The organism is Pseudomonas sp. IT-P44 (genome assembly GCF_949768225.1).
Taxonomy (GTDB): Bacteria; Pseudomonadota; Gammaproteobacteria; order Pseudomonadales; family Pseudomonadaceae; genus Aquipseudomonas; species Aquipseudomonas migulae.
The window spans coordinates 60,620-77,228 of the sequence record NZ_CATKQM010000006.1 but is presented as its reverse complement, the minus strand read 5'-3'; the positions used below and the strand labels follow the sequence as shown (position 1 = coordinate 77,228).

The 16,609-nt window shown below is 60.5% G+C and carries 9 protein-coding genes and 1 pseudogene; 4 read left to right on the top strand and 6 right to left on the bottom strand.

Annotated features, from left to right (window positions below):
- Positions 1-252: 252 nt before the first annotated feature.
- From aceK to ACM6IO_RS02645, 3 genes are all read left to right on the top strand, one after another.
- On the top strand, positions 253-1,971 hold the full coding sequence (gene aceK / locus ACM6IO_RS02655) for a bifunctional isocitrate dehydrogenase kinase/phosphatase (protein ID WP_414910859.1): 1,719 nt from the start codon (positions 253-255) through the stop codon (positions 1,969-1,971).
- A gap of 187 nt (positions 1,972-2,158) precedes the next feature.
- Positions 2,159-6,070: an ATP-dependent RNA helicase HrpA gene (gene hrpA / locus ACM6IO_RS02650; RefSeq protein ID WP_414910858.1), complete on the top strand. Its 3,912-nt coding sequence runs from the start codon at positions 2,159-2,161 to the stop codon at positions 6,068-6,070.
- A gap of 338 nt (positions 6,071-6,408) precedes the next feature.
- A complete protein-coding gene (locus ACM6IO_RS02645; RefSeq protein ID WP_008043468.1) occupies positions 6,409-7,530 on the top strand; it encodes a beta-ketoacyl-ACP synthase III in 1,122 nt (373 codons plus the stop codon).
- 162 nt (positions 7,531-7,692) lie between these two features.
- Here ACM6IO_RS02645 and ACM6IO_RS02640 read toward each other — a convergent pair whose 3' ends face one another.
- Positions 7,693-9,009 carry a putative porin gene (locus ACM6IO_RS02640; RefSeq protein WP_008029035.1) on the bottom strand — a complete coding sequence of 439 codons (1,317 nt, stop codon included), beginning with the start codon at positions 9,007-9,009 and terminating at the stop codon, positions 7,693-7,695.
- A gap of 284 nt (positions 9,010-9,293) precedes the next feature.
- Here ACM6IO_RS02640 and ACM6IO_RS02635 point away from each other — a divergent pair, with 284 nt between their 5' ends.
- Positions 9,294-10,418, top strand: a complete 1,125-nt coding sequence (locus tag ACM6IO_RS02635) for a GNAT family N-acetyltransferase (protein WP_192225936.1) — start codon at positions 9,294-9,296, stop codon at positions 10,416-10,418.
- Between the two features lie 15 nt (positions 10,419-10,433).
- Here the strand turns inward: ACM6IO_RS02635 and aqpZ are convergent, their stop codons facing one another.
- The 5 genes and pseudogenes from aqpZ to ACM6IO_RS02610 all read right to left on the bottom strand — a co-directional run bounded on the left by aqpZ (position 10,434) and on the right by ACM6IO_RS02610 (position 16,575).
- The gene (gene aqpZ, locus ACM6IO_RS02630) at positions 10,434-11,129 is read right to left on the bottom strand and encodes an aquaporin Z (RefSeq protein ID WP_008029032.1); all 696 of its coding nucleotides are present in this window, start codon (positions 11,127-11,129) and stop codon (positions 10,434-10,436) included.
- 1,212 nt (positions 11,130-12,341) lie between these two features.
- Positions 12,342-14,174 carry an ABC transporter ATP-binding protein gene (locus tag ACM6IO_RS02625; RefSeq protein ID WP_414910857.1) on the bottom strand — a complete coding sequence of 611 codons (1,833 nt, stop codon included), beginning with the start codon at positions 14,172-14,174 and terminating at the stop codon, positions 12,342-12,344.
- 90 nt (positions 14,175-14,264) lie between these two features.
- Positions 14,265-14,828, bottom strand: coding sequence for a peptidylprolyl isomerase A (locus ACM6IO_RS02620; RefSeq protein WP_008034295.1), 564 nt, complete (start codon positions 14,826-14,828; stop codon positions 14,265-14,267).
- Positions 14,829-14,831: 3 nt separating this feature from the next.
- A pseudogene (locus ACM6IO_RS02615) lies at positions 14,832-15,637 on the bottom strand (alpha/beta fold hydrolase).
- 14 nt (positions 15,638-15,651) lie between these two features.
- Positions 15,652-16,575, bottom strand: coding sequence for a LysR family transcriptional regulator (locus tag ACM6IO_RS02610; protein ID WP_008034291.1), 924 nt, complete (start codon positions 16,573-16,575; stop codon positions 15,652-15,654).
- Between the last annotated feature and the right edge of the window lie 34 nt (positions 16,576-16,609).

Here is a 16,609-nt window from a genome sequence, read left to right as displayed (position 1 = left end):
ACCTGGCGGCTGACATTTGCCTGACCGTGGATTGGATCCGTACGCCTGATAATCAGAGGGTTGTAGATGAATCGATTAAGTGGATGGAGAGTGACTTTTGAGGTCGTTTACTGACCGAACGGTCGATTAAAAAAAGTCTGAAAAAACTGCGCCCATGAGCGATTCATTCGTTTTCGGACCGAAATTAGGCTTCTCCTGCACCCGGTTCACTGGCTAAGCTCAGGCCTTCCGAATTCCCGTAGAGGTCTCACCATGCCGCAGCAATGGCCAGCCGCCGACATCGCCCGAATGATCCTCGATGGCTTTGACGATTACCGCGAGCATTTCCGGCAGATCACCGACGGTGCCCGGGCGCGTTTCGAGCAAGCCCAATGGCAGGAAACGCAAATCGCCTCGGCGGCGCGGATCAACCTCTACGAAGATAAAGTCAGCGAAACGGTGGACCGGCTGCGCATCGCGTTTGACGCCGATACGCTGGATGTCAGCTGCTGGCCACTGGTCAAAAGCGCCTACATCAGCCTGATCGACCTGCGCTTCGACGATGAGCTGTCCGAGACCTGGTACAACTCGATCTTCTGCGGGCTGTTCAGCCACGACCTGATCAGCGACGGCTGCATGTTCATCCACACCACCCGGCCAAGCCTGCGCCGGGCCCGTGCCGCGCAAACCCGCACCTACAAACCTCAAGGCCAGTTGTCGGGCATGTTGGCGAGCATTTTTGCCGACTACCGTTTCAGCGAGGATTACGCCGACCTCGCGGGCGATCTGCGCCGCCTCGAAGCACAGCTGCGCGAGAACCTGCCGGACTGGGTGTGCAAGGATCCCGAGCTGAGCGTCGAGCTGTTTTCCTCGGTGCTGTACCGTAACAAGGGCGCTTACCTGGTCGGGCGCATCTACACCACCGATGAGCAATGGCCGCTGGCGATTCCGCTGCTGCACCTTGAGGGCCGCGGCATCCAGATCGATGCGTTGATCACCGACGAAGCCGATGTGTCGATCATCTTCTCGTTCACCCGTTCCTACTTCATGGTCGATGTGCCGGTGCCGGCGGAGTTCATCGGTTTTCTGCGGCGGATCCTGCCGGGCAAGCACATCGCCGAGCTGTACACCTCGATCGGTTTCTACAAACACGGCAAGTCGGAGTTCTACCGGGCGCTGATCAACCACCTGGCCAGAACCGACGACCAGTTCATCATGGCCCCCGGCGTGCGCGGCATGGTGATGAGCGTGTTCACGCTGCCGGGTTTCAACACCGTGTTCAAAATCATCAAGGACCGTTTCTCGCCGTCGAAAAACGTCGACCGTGCGACGGTGATCGAGAAGTACCGGCTGGTGAAAAGCGTCGACCGCGTTGGGCGCATGGCCGATACCCAGGAATTCGCCGATTTCCGTTTTCCGTTGAGCAAGTTCGAGCCGGCGTGTCTGGAAGAATTGCTGGACGTGGCGGCGTCTACCGTGTCGGTGGAAGGCGACACCGTATTGATCCGCCACTGCTGGACCGAGCGGCGGATGACGCCGTTGAACCTGTACCTGGAAAACGCCAACGAGGCGCAGGTGCACGACGCGCTGGAAGATTACGGCCTGGCGATCAAGCAACTGGCGGCGGCGAACATTTTCCCCGGCGACATGCTGCTGAAAAACTTCGGCGTCACCCGTCACGGTCGCGTGGTGTTTTATGACTACGACGAGATCTGCTTCCTGACCGAAGCCAACTTCCGCCACATCCCGCAACCGCGCACGCCGGAAGACGAAATGGCGTCCGAGCCGTGGTATTCGATCGGGCCGCTGGATGTGTTCCCCGAGGAGTTCCCGCCGTTTCTGTTTGCCGATTCCGCGCAGCGGCGCTTGTTCGATCAGTTGCACGGCGAGTTGTACAACGCCGATTACTGGAAAAGCCTGCAAGAGGCGATTCGTGCGGGCAAGGTGATCGACGTGTTCCCGTATCGGCGCAAGGGTATGGATACCGAGTAGTTCTCTGCGATTGCTGCGCAATCGAATCGCGAGCAGGCTCGCTCCCACATTTGACCGCGGTGCCCCGATTTTGTGGTCGCTGCAGATCCAGTGTGGGAGCGAGCCTGCTCGCGATTCGGCCGCGCAGCGGCCGTAAAATCTGCGACAATCCGCCCCCTGCGCCACTAGACGACTTATTGCGTACCTGATGACTGACGAATCGCCTTCACTCGACAAACTGCTGAAAAACCTCGATCACGCCATGCTCGCCGACCGCCACCGGCTGCGTCGGCAGTTGCTTGAGCTGCGCAAGAAACCCGACGAAGCCAAGCTGGCCCAGTGGGTGGCGCGCATGCAGGCATCCTGTGATCAGGTGTTGGCGCGACGCGCCAGCCTGCCGGTGATTCGTTACGACGACAGCCTGCCCATCGCCGCCAAGCGCGATGAAATCAAGGAAGCGCTGCTCAAGCATCAGGTGCTGATCATCGCCGGTGAAACCGGCTCGGGCAAAACCACCCAGTTGCCGAAGATCTGCCTGGAAATCGGTCGCGGCCAGCATGGCCTGATCGGCCACACCCAGCCGCGTCGAATCGCGGCGCGCAGCGTGGCGAGCCGGGTTGCCGAAGAACTGGCGACGCCATTGGGCGCGCTGGTCGGCTATCAGGTGCGGTTCGAGGATCAGAGCGATTCCAATACGCTGATCAAACTGATGACCGACGGCATCCTGCTGGCGGAAACCCAGAACGACCGCTACCTCGAACGCTACGACACGATCATCGTTGACGAAGCCCACGAACGCAGCCTCAACATCGACTTCCTGCTCGGTTACCTGAAAACCCTGCTGCCCCGTCGTCCGGACCTGAAGGTCATCATCACCTCGGCGACCATCGACCTGGAGCGTTTCTCCAAGCACTTTGACGATGCGCCCATCGTTGAGGTCTCCGGTCGCACCTTCCCGGTGGAAACCTGGTATCGCCCGCTGACCCTGGAACAGGATGAAGAGGGCAACCGCGTCGAGGATGACCTGACCGTGGATCAGGCGATCCTCGCCACCCTCGATGAAATCGCCGCGTTCGAGCGCAGCGAGCGCAAGAGCCCTGGCGATGTGCTGGTGTTCTTGCCCGGCGAGCGCGAGATTCGCGACGCCGCGGACATGCTGCGCAAGGCGCAACTCAAGCACACCGAAATCCTGCCGTTGTACGCACGCTTGTCGCCGGCCGAACAGCAGCGGATTTTCCAGTCACACCCGGGGCGTCGCGTGGTGCTGGCGACCAACGTCGCCGAAACGTCGCTGACCGTGCCGGGCATTCGTTACGTGATCGACAGCGGCACCGCGCGCATCAGCCGCTACAGCTACCGCGCCAAGGTCCAGCGCCTGCCCATCGAAGCGATTTCCCAGGCCAGCGCCAACCAGCGTAAAGGTCGATGCGGTCGGGTTGAGCCAGGCATTTGCGTACGGTTGTTCAGCGAAGAAGACTTCATCGGTCGCCCGGAATTTACCGACCCGGAAATCCTGCGGACCAACCTCGCGGCGGTGATTTTGCAGATGCTGCATCTGCGCCTCGGCGAGATCACCGATTTCCCGTTTATCGAGCCACCCGATGGCAAGGCCATCAGCGACGGTTTCAACCTGCTGCAAGAGCTGTCGGCGGTGGACCGCAACAGCCAGCTGACCCCGCTGGGGCGCCAATTGGCGCGCCTGCCGGTGGACCCGCGCATGGGCCGCATGCTGCTCGAAGCGGCGAAACTCGGCAGCTTGCAGGAAGTGCTGATCGTCGCCAGTGCGATGTCGATTCAAGACCCGCGCGAGCGTCCGCCGGAACGTCAGCAAGCGGCGGATCAGGCGCATGCGCAATGGAAAGACGTGGACTCGGACTTCGCCGGGCTGGTCAATCTGTGGCGTGGTTTTGAAGAGCAACGCCAGGCGCTGACGGCCAGTCCGCTGCGTAACTGGTGCCGCAAGAATTTCCTCAACTACCTGCGGTTGCGCGAGTGGCGCGACTCGCACCGTCAGTTGAGTTTGATCTGCCGCGACATGCAGTTGAGCCTGAACAAAGAGCCGGCGGATTACCCCAAGCTGCACAAAGCCGTGCTCTCGGGCCTGCTCAGCCAGATCGGGCAGAAAACCGATGAAGGCGATTACCTCGGTGCCCGGCAGCGGCGCTTCTGGATTCACCCGTCATCGGGCCTTGGCAAAAAGCGCCCGCAATGGCTGATGACCGCCGAACTGGTGGAAACCACCAAGCTCTACGCGCGCATGGTCGCCAAGATCGACGCCGACTGGATCGAGCCGCTCGCCGGGCACCTGATCAAGAAAAACCACTTCGAACCCCATTGGGAGAAGAAGCGCGGGCAGGTCGTGGCGTTCGAGCAGATCACCTTGTTCGGGCTGATCGTGGTCGGTCGCCGGCCGGTGCATTACGGGCCGATCGATCCGGTGGTGTCCCGTGAGTTTTTCATTCGCGAAGGCCTGGTGCGCGGCGAGATTCAATCCAAAGCCAAGTGCCTGACCGCCAACCAGCAACTGCTGGAACAGCTCGACGAGCTGGAAGCCAAGGCTCGCCGTCGCGACATTCTGGCCGACGAAGAAACCCTGTTCGCCTTCTACGATGCGCGACTGCCGGCGGAGATTCACCAGACCGCGACCTTCGACAGCTGGTACCGGATTAACAGCCAGAAAGATCCGCAGCTGCTGATCATGCGCGAAGAAGACGTGTTGGCCCGTGAGGCCAGTGAAGTCACCGCGCTGCATTACCCGGACACCTTGCACATCGGCGATCTGGAACTGGCACTCAGTTACCATTTCGAACCGAACCACCCGCGTGACGGCGTGACCCTGCGCGTGCCGGCACCGCTGTTGCCGATGCTGCCGCCGGAACGTCTGGAGTGGCTGGTGCCCGGCGTGATCGAGGCCAAGTGCATTGCCTTGGTGCGCAACCTGCCCAAGGCGTTGCGCAAGAATTTCGTGCCGGTGCCGGACTTCGTCAAAGCGGCGTTGCAGCGCATGACCTTTGCCGAGAGTTCGTTGCCTCAGGCATTGGGTCGCGAGTTGCTGCGCATGACCGGTGCGCGGGTCAGCGATGAAGCGTGGGCCGAAGCGGCGCAGCAGGTCGAAAATCACCTGCGGATGAACCTGGAAATCGTCGATGGCCAGGGCAAGTTCCTCGGCGAAGGACGAGATCTGGCGGAACTCACCGCGCGATTCGCTGAAGCCAGCCAGGCGGCATTGGCCGTCCCGCAAACGGCGAAAAGTCAGCAACCGGTGGAGGCGAAAGTCTTCGCCGCCGTGGCGGAAAAGACCCAACAGAAGATCGCCGGGTTGTCGATGACGGTGTATCCGGCGCTGGTCGAAGAGGCCGGCACGGTCAAGGAAGGGCGGTTCTCGACGCCGGCCGAAGCCGAGTTCCAGCATCGCCGCGCGTTGCAGCGCCTGCTGATGCAACAACTGGCGGAACCGGCGAAGTTCCTGCGCGGCAAGTTGCCGGGCCTGACCGAGCTGGGCCTGATGTACCGCGACATGGGCCGCGTCGACAGTCTGGTGGAAGACATTCTGCTGGCCAGTCTCGACAGCTGCATCCTCGACGGCGAAGACCCGTTGCCGCGTGATGGCGCCGGATTGGCGGCGCTGGCCGAACGCAAACGCGGCGGCTGGACCGAGCATGCCGAGCGTCTGGCGAAGCTGACCCTGGAAATTCTCAAGCTCTGGCACGGCCTGCAAAAACGCTTCAAGGGCAAGATCGATCTGGCGCAGGCCGTGGCGTTGAATGACATCAAGCAGCAGCTCAGTCATCTGGTGTATCCGGGTTTCGTCCGCGAAACGCCGATGCAGTGGCTCAAGGAACTGCCGCGTTACCTGAAAGCCATCGAGCAGCGCTTCGAGAAGCTGGCTGCGCAGGTGCAGAAGGATCGGGTCTGGAGCGGTGAGTTGTCCGGCCTCTGGGCTCAATACCAGACTCGCGCCAACAAACACGCGCAGGAAGGCAAGCGTGATCCGCAGCTTGAGCTGTATCGCTGGTGGCTGGAGGAGTATCGGGTTTCGCTGTTCGCCCAACAGTTGGGGACGAAGGTGCCGATCTCCGACAAACGTCTGAACAAACAATGGACCCAGGTCGAACCCTAAAACCTGTAGGAGCACGGCTTGCCGGCGAAGGCGTCTTTGAGTGCGATGCAAGGTTCAAGGCCGCCTTCGCCGGCAAGCCGTGCTCCTACAGGTTGGATATCTGCCGTTTGTCATTACTTGAACTGTAGTGCCGTTGCACTCGCAAAAGGGGCCAAAACCCAACGTTTATGGCAAACTTCGCGCCTATAAACGCCGGCCCCGCGGTTTTGAGCCTCCACAGGTTCGGGCGGTTCGGAATAAAGCGATGCCAGGTTTGCTTCCTGTGACGGGAACAGACCCTTTATGTATTGGTACGTCGGTGCCAATGCTTTCTGCCTGAACAGATTAGAGAAACGACCATGCATAACGTCGTCATCAGCGGCACCGGCCTGTACACCCCGGCCAACAGCATTTCCAACGAAGAGCTGGTGCAGTCTTTCAACGCTTACGTCGCGCAGTTCAACGCCGACAACGCCGACGCCATCGCCCGTGGCGAAGTCGAGGCATTGACCGAATCCAGCGCCGCGTTTATCGAAAAAGCCTCCGGTATCAAAAGCCGATTCGTCATGGACAAGGACGGCATTCTCGACCCGCAACGCATGACGCCACGTCTGCCGGAGCGCTCGAACGACGAGTGGTCGGTCCTCTGCCAGATGGCCATCGGCGCCGCCGAGCAAGCCTTGCAGCGTGCTGGCAAAACCGCGGCCGACATCGACGGCGTGATCGTTGCCTGCTCCAACCTGCAACGCGCCTACCCGGCCATCGCCATCGAAGTCCAGGAAGCCCTGGGCATCCAGGGTTTCGGTTTCGACATGAACGTGGCCTGCTCCTCGGCAACCTTCGGCATTCAAGCGGCGGCCAACAGCGTGCAACTGGGCCAGGCCCGGGCAGTGCTGATGGTCAACCCGGAAGTCTGCACCGGTCACCTGAACTTCCGTGACCGTGACAGCCACTTCATCTTCGGCGACGCGGCCACTGCGGTGATCATCGAGCGAGCGGACCTGGCGACGTCCAAGTACCAGTTCGACGTGGTCAGCACCAAGCTGCTGACCAAGTTCTCCAACAACATCCGCAACAACTTCGGCTTCCTCAACCGCGCGGCGGAAGAGGGCATCGGTGCCAAGGACAAGCTGTTCGTGCAGGAAGGCCGCAAGGTGTTCAAGGAAGTCTGCCCGATGGTTGCCGAGCTGATCGGTGCGCACCTGGAAGAGAACCAGCTCAACGTCGGCGACGTGAAGCGCTTCTGGCTGCACCAGGCCAACCTCAGCATGAACCACTTGATCGTGAGGAAACTGCTGGGCCGCGAAGCCACCGAAGCAGAAGCCCCGGTGATTCTCGACACCTACGCCAACACCAGCTCTGCGGGCTCGGTGATTGCGTTTCACAAGAACCAGGATGATCTGGCGGCGGGTTCGCTGGCGGTGCTCAGCTCGTTCGGCGCCGGTTATTCGATTGGTAGCGTGATTCTGCGCAAGCGTTGAGTTGTCGCGGTAAATGAAAAGATCGCAGCCTGCGAAGGCTGCGATCTTTTTTTTGCATAAAAAAACTCGCGCTGCGGTATCGGACGGATGATGGGGACCGATACAGCAGCGCGAGTTTGTAAAAGCAGTTTGGGCGTCCTTGCCCGAACCGTGTAGCAGGGATCAGAACTTGGCTTCGGCATCCAGTTGCAGGGTGTTGATTTTCGAGTCGCGCAGGGTGGCGTTGGTGTAGTCGGAATCAGCCATGAAGTACGTCGCGCCGAGGGCGAAGTTCTTGTCGATCTCGTAGCTCACTTTCAACTTGCTGCCGCGCGAACCGGTGAAACCGTTGGCGAAGTCAGAGTCGGTGAAGGCGCCGACCACGGCGTTACGCTGTACGTCACGATAGTTGTAGTCCACGCCGAAGCCGAAGACGTTGGTCTTGACACCGGCCAACCAGCCCATGTCCTGATCGTTGCTGGCATCGTCGTTGTTGACGACTTGACCGTAGATCGACAGTGGCATTGGCAGGCCGCCGATGTCGAGTTGACCAAAGCCTTCGTACAGTTTGAACTGTTCGTTCGCCGTGTTGCCGTTAATGGCCAGTCGGCAGGTGTTCGCCGCACAGGTATTGTTGATGTCGTTGTCGTTGTCGTAAGCGTAGAGACTGCCACCCAAGGTCATTTTCAGGTTGTCAGTGATCGCGAAACGCGCGCCCAACTGGCCTGAGTACAGACGCAGGTCGTGGCGGAACTGCTTGCCTTCGCCGTCGACGTTGTCCTTGAGGGTGAAGTGGCCGGCGCTACCGAACAGCTCGGTGCTGCCGCCCAGCGGGTATTTGTAAGTCACTGCCAGACCTTCCGGGTTGATGTCGCTATCCCAGATGATGTCGCCCATGCTCACCCATGGTTGCGCCATCTTGCCGCCGATCAAGTGCAGATTCTTGATGGCGTCAGGGTGGTAGTCGACGTAACCCTGGTCCAGCCAGATATCCTTCTTGGTGAAGTTGCCATCCAGGCTCTGGTTGGTGGAACGAGAGTCGTTGTCGCTGCCAGTGGCAATACGGATGCCGGTGTCCACTTGCGGGTTGATTGCAGTGTAGGCACCCAGGCGGACGCGAATACGTTGACGATCCTGGTCGCCGGTGTTGGAAACACCGTCGTTCTTGACCGTTTCCTGGCGGAAACGCACGTCACCCTTGAACTGGGTCTTGGCAGCCCACGCCAGTTTCTGGTCGAAGGTGCTCAGTGCTTCGGTTTTCTTCGCGGTGGCCGCGATCTGCTCGTTAGTCTCTTGCTGAGCCTGACGGGCGATTTGCTGATCCTTCTGATCCCTGGCCAGCTCGGCTTGCAACTCGCTGTACTGCGCGTTGGTAATCGAACCGTTAGCCTTCAGCATGTCGAGCAGTTTGGCGTCGACTGCGGCGCTGGCCGGAACACTCATGGCCAGCAGCAGACCGCCACACAGGGCCGCCGCAGTTTTCGTGGAAGCAAGACGCATATCAATCTCCGAAGATGAGAGGGGATGACTTAGCCATCCAGGGCACAACCGACCGATGTCGGACGGAAAACAGTGATCGGGCTAAGAACCCGACGCTCTAAAAACTGGCGCCAGTATCGCGATGGTTTATGACAAGGCAGTGGCAAAGTGATGGCGGCTCGATGACGATACAAAGTGCGAAGGAACTTTCTATTCCGGGCCCTGTCGGCGGATCACGAGTGTGGATTGCGCCTCGATAGGCGATACTCGCGAGGCTTTTACGCCAAGAAGTGGAGAGGGAAGTGATGCCGCTGCAACGTCTGGAACGTCTGTCCGAAATAGCCCCGCACACTTGGGATGCCCTGGTGCCGCAAACCCAGCCGTTTCTGCGCCATGCCTTTCTCAGTGCACTGGAAGACAGTGGCAGCGTCGGCGCGCATTCCGGTTGGCAGCCCGAGCATTTGTTGCACATGGACGGGGACCGGTTGATCGCCGCGCTGCCCAGTTACCGCAAGTGGCATTCCTATGGCGAGTACGTGTTCGATCACGCCTGGGCCGATGCCTGCGAGCGTGCCGGCATCGACTATTACCCCAAACTGTTGACCGCCGTGCCGTTCAGCCCGGTCAGCGGACCGCGCTTGCTGGCGGCCTCGGTCGAGGACGGTTTCGAACTGCTGAAGAGTTTGCCGGGCTACCTCGAGATCGAAGAACTCTCCAGTGCGCACATCAATTTCACCGATCCGTTCACCGACGCGGCGCTGGCCGAACAACCTGGCTGGCTGCAGCGCATCGGCTGTCAGTACCACTGGCAAAATCGCGGCTATCGGGATTTTCAGGATTTCCTCGACGTCCTCAGTTCGCGCAAGCGCAAGCAGATGCGCAAAGAGCGCGAGCAAGTGGCGGGGCAGGGGTTTGATTTCGAGTGGCTGGAAGGCAAGCAACTGGATCAGGCGCAGTGGGATTTCGTTTACGCCTGTTACGCCAACACCTACGCGGTGCGCCGGCAACGGCCCTATCTGACGCGGGAATTTTTCAGTCTGTTGGCCGAGCGCATGCCGGAATCGATTCGCGTGGTCCTGGCCAAACAGGGCTCACGGCCGGTGGCCATGGCCTTCAGCCTGGTGGGTGGCGACAGTTTTTACGGGCGTTACTGGGGCTGTCTGGCGGAGTTCGATCGTCTGCATTTCGAGACGTGTTTCTATCAAGGGATGGACTACGCAATTGCCAACGGTTTTCAGCGTTTCGATGCCGGTGCTCAGGGTGAGCACAAACTGATTCGCGGGTTTGAACCAGTGATCACCCATTCCTGGCACTACTTGCGCCATCCCGGCTTGAAAGCCGCCGTCAAAGACTTCCTTCATCAGGAGCGTCTCGGCGTCCTGGCCTATGCCGAGGAAGCGAGGACCGCCTTGCCTTACCGACAGGACTGATCCTCCTCCATGGGGTCAAGTGCCTTCCTTGCCCAGCCACCGATACGTCACACCACCAACCACCGCACCCAGCAGCGGCGCGACCCAGAACATCCACAGTTGCGCGATCGCCCAGCCGCCGACAATCAGGGCCGGGCCGGTACTGCGGGCCGGGTTGACCGAGGTGTTGGTGATGGGAATGGAGATCAGGTGGATCAGTGTCAGGGCCAGGCCGATGGCGATCGGTGCCAGCCCGGCCGGCGCACGTTTGTCGGTGGCGCCGAGGATGATCAGCACAAACATCGCCGTCATCACCAGCTCACAGACAAAGCCTGCGGCCATCGAGTATTTGCCGGGGGAGTGTTCGCCGTAGCCGTTGGAGGCCAGGCCGGCGGAGAGGTCGAAGCCTTCCTTGCCGCTGGCGATGTAGTAGATCAACGCGGCGGCGATGATCCCGCCGATGACCTGGGCGATGATGTAGGCGGGCAGTTCCTTGGCGGGGAATCGGCCACCGACTGACAAACCGACCGATACGGCGGGGTTGAGATGACAACCGGAGATGTGGCCGATGGCGAAGGCCATGGTCAGTACGGTGAGACCAAACGCGATGGCCACACCGAGCACTCCGATTCCAAGCGGAGAAGACGCGGCCAGAACCGCACTGCCGCAACCCCCCAACACCAGCCAGAACGTACCTAACAACTCAGTGACTGAACGTTTGAACAGAGACATGAGAGTGTCCTTGATAGGTTTCCTATCGAGACTGTATCGAGTTATGCATCCTGCAGATTTACGACAGGCTCATCTCCAGAACCTTGGCTGAGTACAGCAGGGTTTTTCTGGAATTCCAGTGGGCTTAGAGCTGTTGGGGGCTGGGGTTGATGGGGGTTTGTGGGTTGGGGGCATATCCGTTACTGCGGTAATGGCGGCTATTGGTTTCGCTCTTACAGCGAGTCACTTTGGAAAAGCCCCAAAGTAACCAAAAGGCTCTTGCCCCTTTCGTTCGGTGCCTCGCTGTGGCTCGGCATGCCCTCGCTCCGGTCCTGCTCCGTGGGCCCGCCGCCATCGGCCATCCATGGCCGGGGGCGGCTAACCCGGCATCCATGCCGGGTTGCCCACTGCGCAGAACCTGCGCTCGGCCTCTCGAGGGGGCGACCACCGCCACAGCCGCCGAGGCGGCCTGAAAGCCGACCTGGCTCTTTGGGGGGACGCGTTGTCCTTCTCTGCTGCGCTCACCCATTCCGGACATGTACACCAATCCCGTGTAGGAGCCGGCTTGCTGGCGATGGCGTCCTTTCAGGCGATAGATGTGTCGACTGACCCACCGCGATCGCCAGCAAGCCGGCTCCTACAGGGGATCGTATTTCTCCAGACACCTATGCATTTCCCTTGTAGGAGCCAGCTTGCTGGCGATGGCGTCCTTTCAGGCGATAAATACGTCGACTGACCCACCGCTATCGCCGGCAAGCCGGCTCCTACAGGGGATCGTATTTCTCCAGACACCTATGCATTTCCCTTGTAGGAGCCAGCTTGCTGGCGATGGCGTCCTTTCAGGCGATAAATACGTCGACTGACCCACCGCTATCGCCGGCAAGCCGGCTCCTACAGGGGGCACGTACGCTTTTGATCTTCACCACTCATCAGGCCGAGCGTTAGCTCGCCTTCCGCTTTTGATCTTGAGGTACACGCCCCCTCGAGAGGCCGAGTGGAGGTTCTGCGCAGTGGGCAACCCGGCATGGATGCCGGGTTAGCCGCCCCCGGCCAGGGATGGCCGATGGCGGCGGGCCCACGGAGCAGGACCGGAGCGAGGGCATGCCGAGCCACAGCGAGGCACCGAACGAAAGGGGCAAGAGCGCTTTGGTTACTTTGGGGCTTTTCCAAAGTGACTCGCCGTAAGGGCGAAACCAATAGAAGCCGTTACCGCAGCAACGGATATGCCCCCAATCAATCGATCCCAACAAACCCCCCAGTCTGATGCTGCCACAACCGCGCATACAACCCGCCATGCGCCAGCAACTCAGCATGGGTCCCCGTCTCGGCAATCTTGCCTTTCTCAAGCACCACCAGCCGGTCCATCCGGGCGATGGTCGAGAGCCGGTGAGCAATGGCAATCACGGTTTTACCCTGCATCAGGGTTTCCAGGCTTTCCTGAATCGCCGCTTCGACCTCCGAATCCAGCGCCGAAGTCGCTTCGTCCATGATCAGAATCGGTGCGTCCTTGAGCAGCACGCGAGCGATGGCGATCCGCTGACGCTGACCACCGGAGAGCTTCACCCCACGCTCACCGACATGCGCATCGAAACCGGTGCGCCCCTCGGCGTCCGAGAGCAACGGGATAAACTCGTCGGCCCGGGCCTTATGCACCGCTTCCCAGAGTTCGGCATCGGTGGCGTCCGGTTTGCCATAGAGCAAATTGTCGCGAATCGAGCGGTGCAGCAGCGACGTGTCCTGGGTGATCATGCCGATGCGCTCGCGCAGGCTTTCCTGGCCGACTTCGGCGATGTTCTGGCCGTCAATCAGGATCCGCCCACCCTGCACGTCATAGAGGCGCAGCAGCAGGTTGACCAGAGTCGATTTACCGGCGCCGGACGGGCCGATCAAGCCGATTTTTTCACCGGGTTTGATCGTCAGGTTGAGGTCGCCAATGATCCCGCTCTTCTTGCCGTAGTGGAAATCCACGTGCTCGAAACGCACTTCGCCCCGGGCGACGGTCAGCGGTTTGGCCTCTGCGTGATCAGTGACGCTGACCGGTTGTGAAATGGTCTGCAAACCGTCCTGAACCATGCCGATGTTTTCGAAAATGCCGGTAACCACCCACATGATCCAGCCGGACATGTTGACGATCCGGATCACCAGGCCGGTGGCCAGCGCAATGGCGCCCACCGTGATCAGCGACTGCGACCACAGCCACAGCGCCAGGCCCGTGGTGCTGACGATCAGCAAGCCGTTCATGCTGGTGATGACTACGTCCATGCTGGTGACCACGCGGCCAGCCAGTTGGGCTTTGACCGTCTGTTCTTCGATGGCTTCCTTGGCGTATTGCTGCTCGAAGTTGGTGTGGGCGAACAGCTTCAGCGTGGTGATGTTGGTGTAGCCGTCGACGATCCGGCCCATGAGCTTGGAACGCGCATCCGAAGACACCACGGAGCGCTCTTTCACCCGTGGCACGAAGTAGTAGAGGGCGCCGATGTAGGCGGCGATCCAGGTCAACAACGGGATCATCAGGCGCCAGTCGGCCTCGGCGAACAGCACCAGCGAACTGATCGCGTAAATCAGCACATGCCACAGCGCGTCCACCGCTTGCACGGCGGAATCGCGCAGCGAGTTGCCAGTCTGCATGATGCGTTGGGCGATGCGCCCGGCGAAGTCGTTCTGGAAGAAATTCAGGCTCTGCTTGAGCACGTAACTGTGGTTCTGCCAGCGGATCATGCTGGTCATGCTGGGGCTCAGGGTCTGGTGCACCAGCAAGTCATGCAGGCCCACGAACACCGGGCGCAGGATCAGCGCCACGACGGCCATCCAGGCCAGTTCGATGCCGTGTTCCTTGAAGAAATTGGCGTTCGGCGTGCCTTGGGCAAGGTCGATGATGCGGCTCAGGTAACTGAACAGCGCCACTTCGATCAATGCACCGAACAGGCCGACGGTCAGCAGGGCGGCGAAACTCGGCCAGACCTGCTTCAGGTAATAGGTATAGAAGGGGAAAACACGGTCGGGCGGAGCCGCCGTCGGGGCGTCACGGAACACGTCAATCAATTGTTCAAAACGGCGATAAAGCATCAGTTCTCCGCCCGCGTGCGGGCTCTCCTTTAAACACTATGAGCGGCGCCGAATGCCGGCGGCCGCTCAACATCCCTGTGCCTGTGGATCTTAGTCGATGCGCTTGGCCGACTTGATCAGCACCGGGTCGATAGGCACGTTCTGCATGCCGCTTTTGGTGGTGGTCTGGGAGTTGACGATGATGTCCACCACGTCCATGCCCTTGACCACTTTGGCGAACACCGCGTAACCGGCGTCGCGACCCGGGTCGAGGAACGCATTGTCGGCGACGTTGATGAAGAACTGGCTGGTGGCCGAATCCGGGTTCGACGTACGTGCCATCGACAAGGTGCCGCGCACGTTATGCAGGCCGTTGCTGGCTTCGTTCTTGATCGGTGCCTTGGTGTCTTTTTGCGCCATCTGCGCAGTGAAACCGCCGCCCTGGGCCATGAAGCCCGGGATCACACGGTGGAAAATCGTGTTGTTGTAGAAGCCGCTGTCGACGTACTCAAGAAAGTTCTTGGTACTGATCGGCGCCTTGACCGGGTCCAGTTCGATTTCGATCTGGCCGTTGGTGGTCTCCAGCAAAACGTGCGGCGCCTTGGCGGGCGTAGCGGCCATCAGGTTGGCGGCAAACAGAACGGTGCCAGCGACGAGGGCGATTTTTTTCAGCATGGGTCAGTGATCCTGAGTGTGGTGGTGTCGACTGCGGTGAGAAACTCGAGCAGGGTTTGGTTGAAGCGTTCGGGTTGATCCAGCGGGGTGGCGTGACGCGAATCGGCGATCACCACCAGCCGCGCATCGGGCAGCAGTTTTACATAGTTCTCTTTCAGCGCGACCGGCGTGTAGTCGCGGTCGGCGCTGACAATGAGGGTTGGACAGGACACCCTGGAAAGTCGTTCCTGAACCCCCCAACCAACAATCGCGTCGAAGCTGGCGAGATAAGCATGTTTGTCGTTTTTTGCCCAGCGTTCGGCCATCTTTTGACGCAATTCAGCCTGTTCCGGCTTGGGGAACAGTTTGCCACCAAGGGCCTTGCCGATGGTGCCCAGGCTAAGCGCACGCATCAGGCTCCAGCGCTTGAACCATTGCCAGTAATCGTCGCGGCTGCGCAATTTGACCTCGGGCGCGCTGTTGACGATGCACAGGCTCTTGAGCAATTGCGGCTGATCCACCGCCAGTTGGAAGCCGATCATGCCGCCCATCGAAAGTCCCACGTAATGTGCGGGGCCGAGGTTCAGATGTTCGATCAGGGCAACCAGGTCGGCGCTGAACCCGGCGATGCTGTAGCGCTCTCGGGGTTTGTCGGAGCGACCGTGGCCGCGCACATCCGGGACGATCACCCGGTAGCGGGTCGCCAATGCCGGGATCTGTTTTTCCCAGTCCAGGGTGCTGGAACCGAGCCCGTGAACCAGCAGCAACGGCGTGCCGTGGCCATATTCCTCATAGTGCAGGTTGCAACCTTCGTGTTCGAAATAGGCCATGCGATCACTCCGTGTCAGGCTTGTTCTGGGGCAGCGAAGGGCGCATCCAGCGGCGCGGTGTCGAAGGTGCGCAGCAGTTCGATGAGGATTTGCGTGGCCGGGCCCAAGGGTTTTTCCTTGTTTGAATACAGGTAGAAACTCGGGTTCCGGCTACCGCCCTGATCCAACGGTAGCAGCTTGAGCGTACCTTCCTTCAGTTCGCGTTCGATCATGTGCCGCGGCAACCAGGCAAATCCCAGGCCGCTGCTGACAAACGTCGCGGCGGTGGCCAGGCTGCCGACGGTCCAGCGCTGTTCGGCGCCGAGCCAGCCGACGTCGCGTGGCTGTTGACGGCCGGAGTCGCGGATCACCACCTGCATCTGGCTTTCCAGGTCCTGGAAATTCAGTTCACGGTTCAATCGATGCAGGGCGTGCTCGGGGTGGGCGACGGCGACGAATTCAACGTCGCTCAACTCCGCGCCCAGATAGCCGGGAATACTAAAGCCGGTGATCGCCAGATCGGCCACGCCTTCGAGCAGGACTTCCTCCACGCCCGACAATACTTCTTCGCGCAGACGCACGCGGCAGCCACGGCTTTGTGGCATGAACGCGGTCAAGGCGCGGACAAGGCGGGCGCTGGGGTAGGCGGCGTCGACCACCAAACGCACTTCGGCTTCCCAGCCTTGTTCCATGTGATGCGCCAGGTCTTCCAGTTGGCTGGCCTGTTTCACCAGTTGCCGCGAGCGACGCAGCAAGACGCCGCCGGCCTCGGTCAGTACCGCCTTGCGGCCGTCGATACGCAGCAATGGCACGCCGAGTTGATCCTGCATGCGCGCCACGGTGTAGCTGACCGACGATTGCGAGCGATGCAGCGCTTCGGCGGCCTGGGCGAAACCGCCGTGGTCGACCACGGCCTGTAACGTTCGCCATTGATCAAGGGTCACGCGGGGCGCTTTCATCTTGAGCTCCTCTTGTCCTAAGCTGGCGGTCCTT

What these genes read in the sequence shown, in the direction of transcription:
- hrpA (WP_414910858.1), top strand. Translation starts at nt 2,159, where the DNA reads ATGACTGACGAATCGCCTTCACTCGACAAACTGCTGAAAAACCTCGAT.
- ACM6IO_RS02645 (WP_008043468.1), top strand. Translation starts at nt 6,409, where the DNA reads ATGCATAACGTCGTCATCAGCGGCACCGGCCTGTACACCCCGGCCAAC.
- ACM6IO_RS02625 (WP_414910857.1), bottom strand. Translation starts at nt 14,174, where the DNA reads ATGCTTTATCGCCGTTTTGAACAATTGATTGACGTGTTCCGTGACGCC.
- ACM6IO_RS02640 (WP_008029035.1), bottom strand. Translation starts at nt 9,009, where the DNA reads ATGCGTCTTGCTTCCACGAAAACTGCGGCGGCCCTGTGTGGCGGTCTG.
- ACM6IO_RS02635 (WP_192225936.1), top strand. Translation starts at nt 9,294, where the DNA reads ATGCCGCTGCAACGTCTGGAACGTCTGTCCGAAATAGCCCCGCACACT.
- aceK (WP_414910859.1), top strand. Translation starts at nt 253, where the DNA reads ATGCCGCAGCAATGGCCAGCCGCCGACATCGCCCGAATGATCCTCGAT.
- ACM6IO_RS02610 (WP_008034291.1), bottom strand. Translation starts at nt 16,575, where the DNA reads ATGAAAGCGCCCCGCGTGACCCTTGATCAATGGCGAACGTTACAGGCC.
- ACM6IO_RS02620 (WP_008034295.1), bottom strand. Translation starts at nt 14,828, where the DNA reads ATGCTGAAAAAAATCGCCCTCGTCGCTGGCACCGTTCTGTTTGCCGCC.
- aqpZ (WP_008029032.1), bottom strand. Translation starts at nt 11,129, where the DNA reads ATGTCTCTGTTCAAACGTTCAGTCACTGAGTTGTTAGGTACGTTCTGG.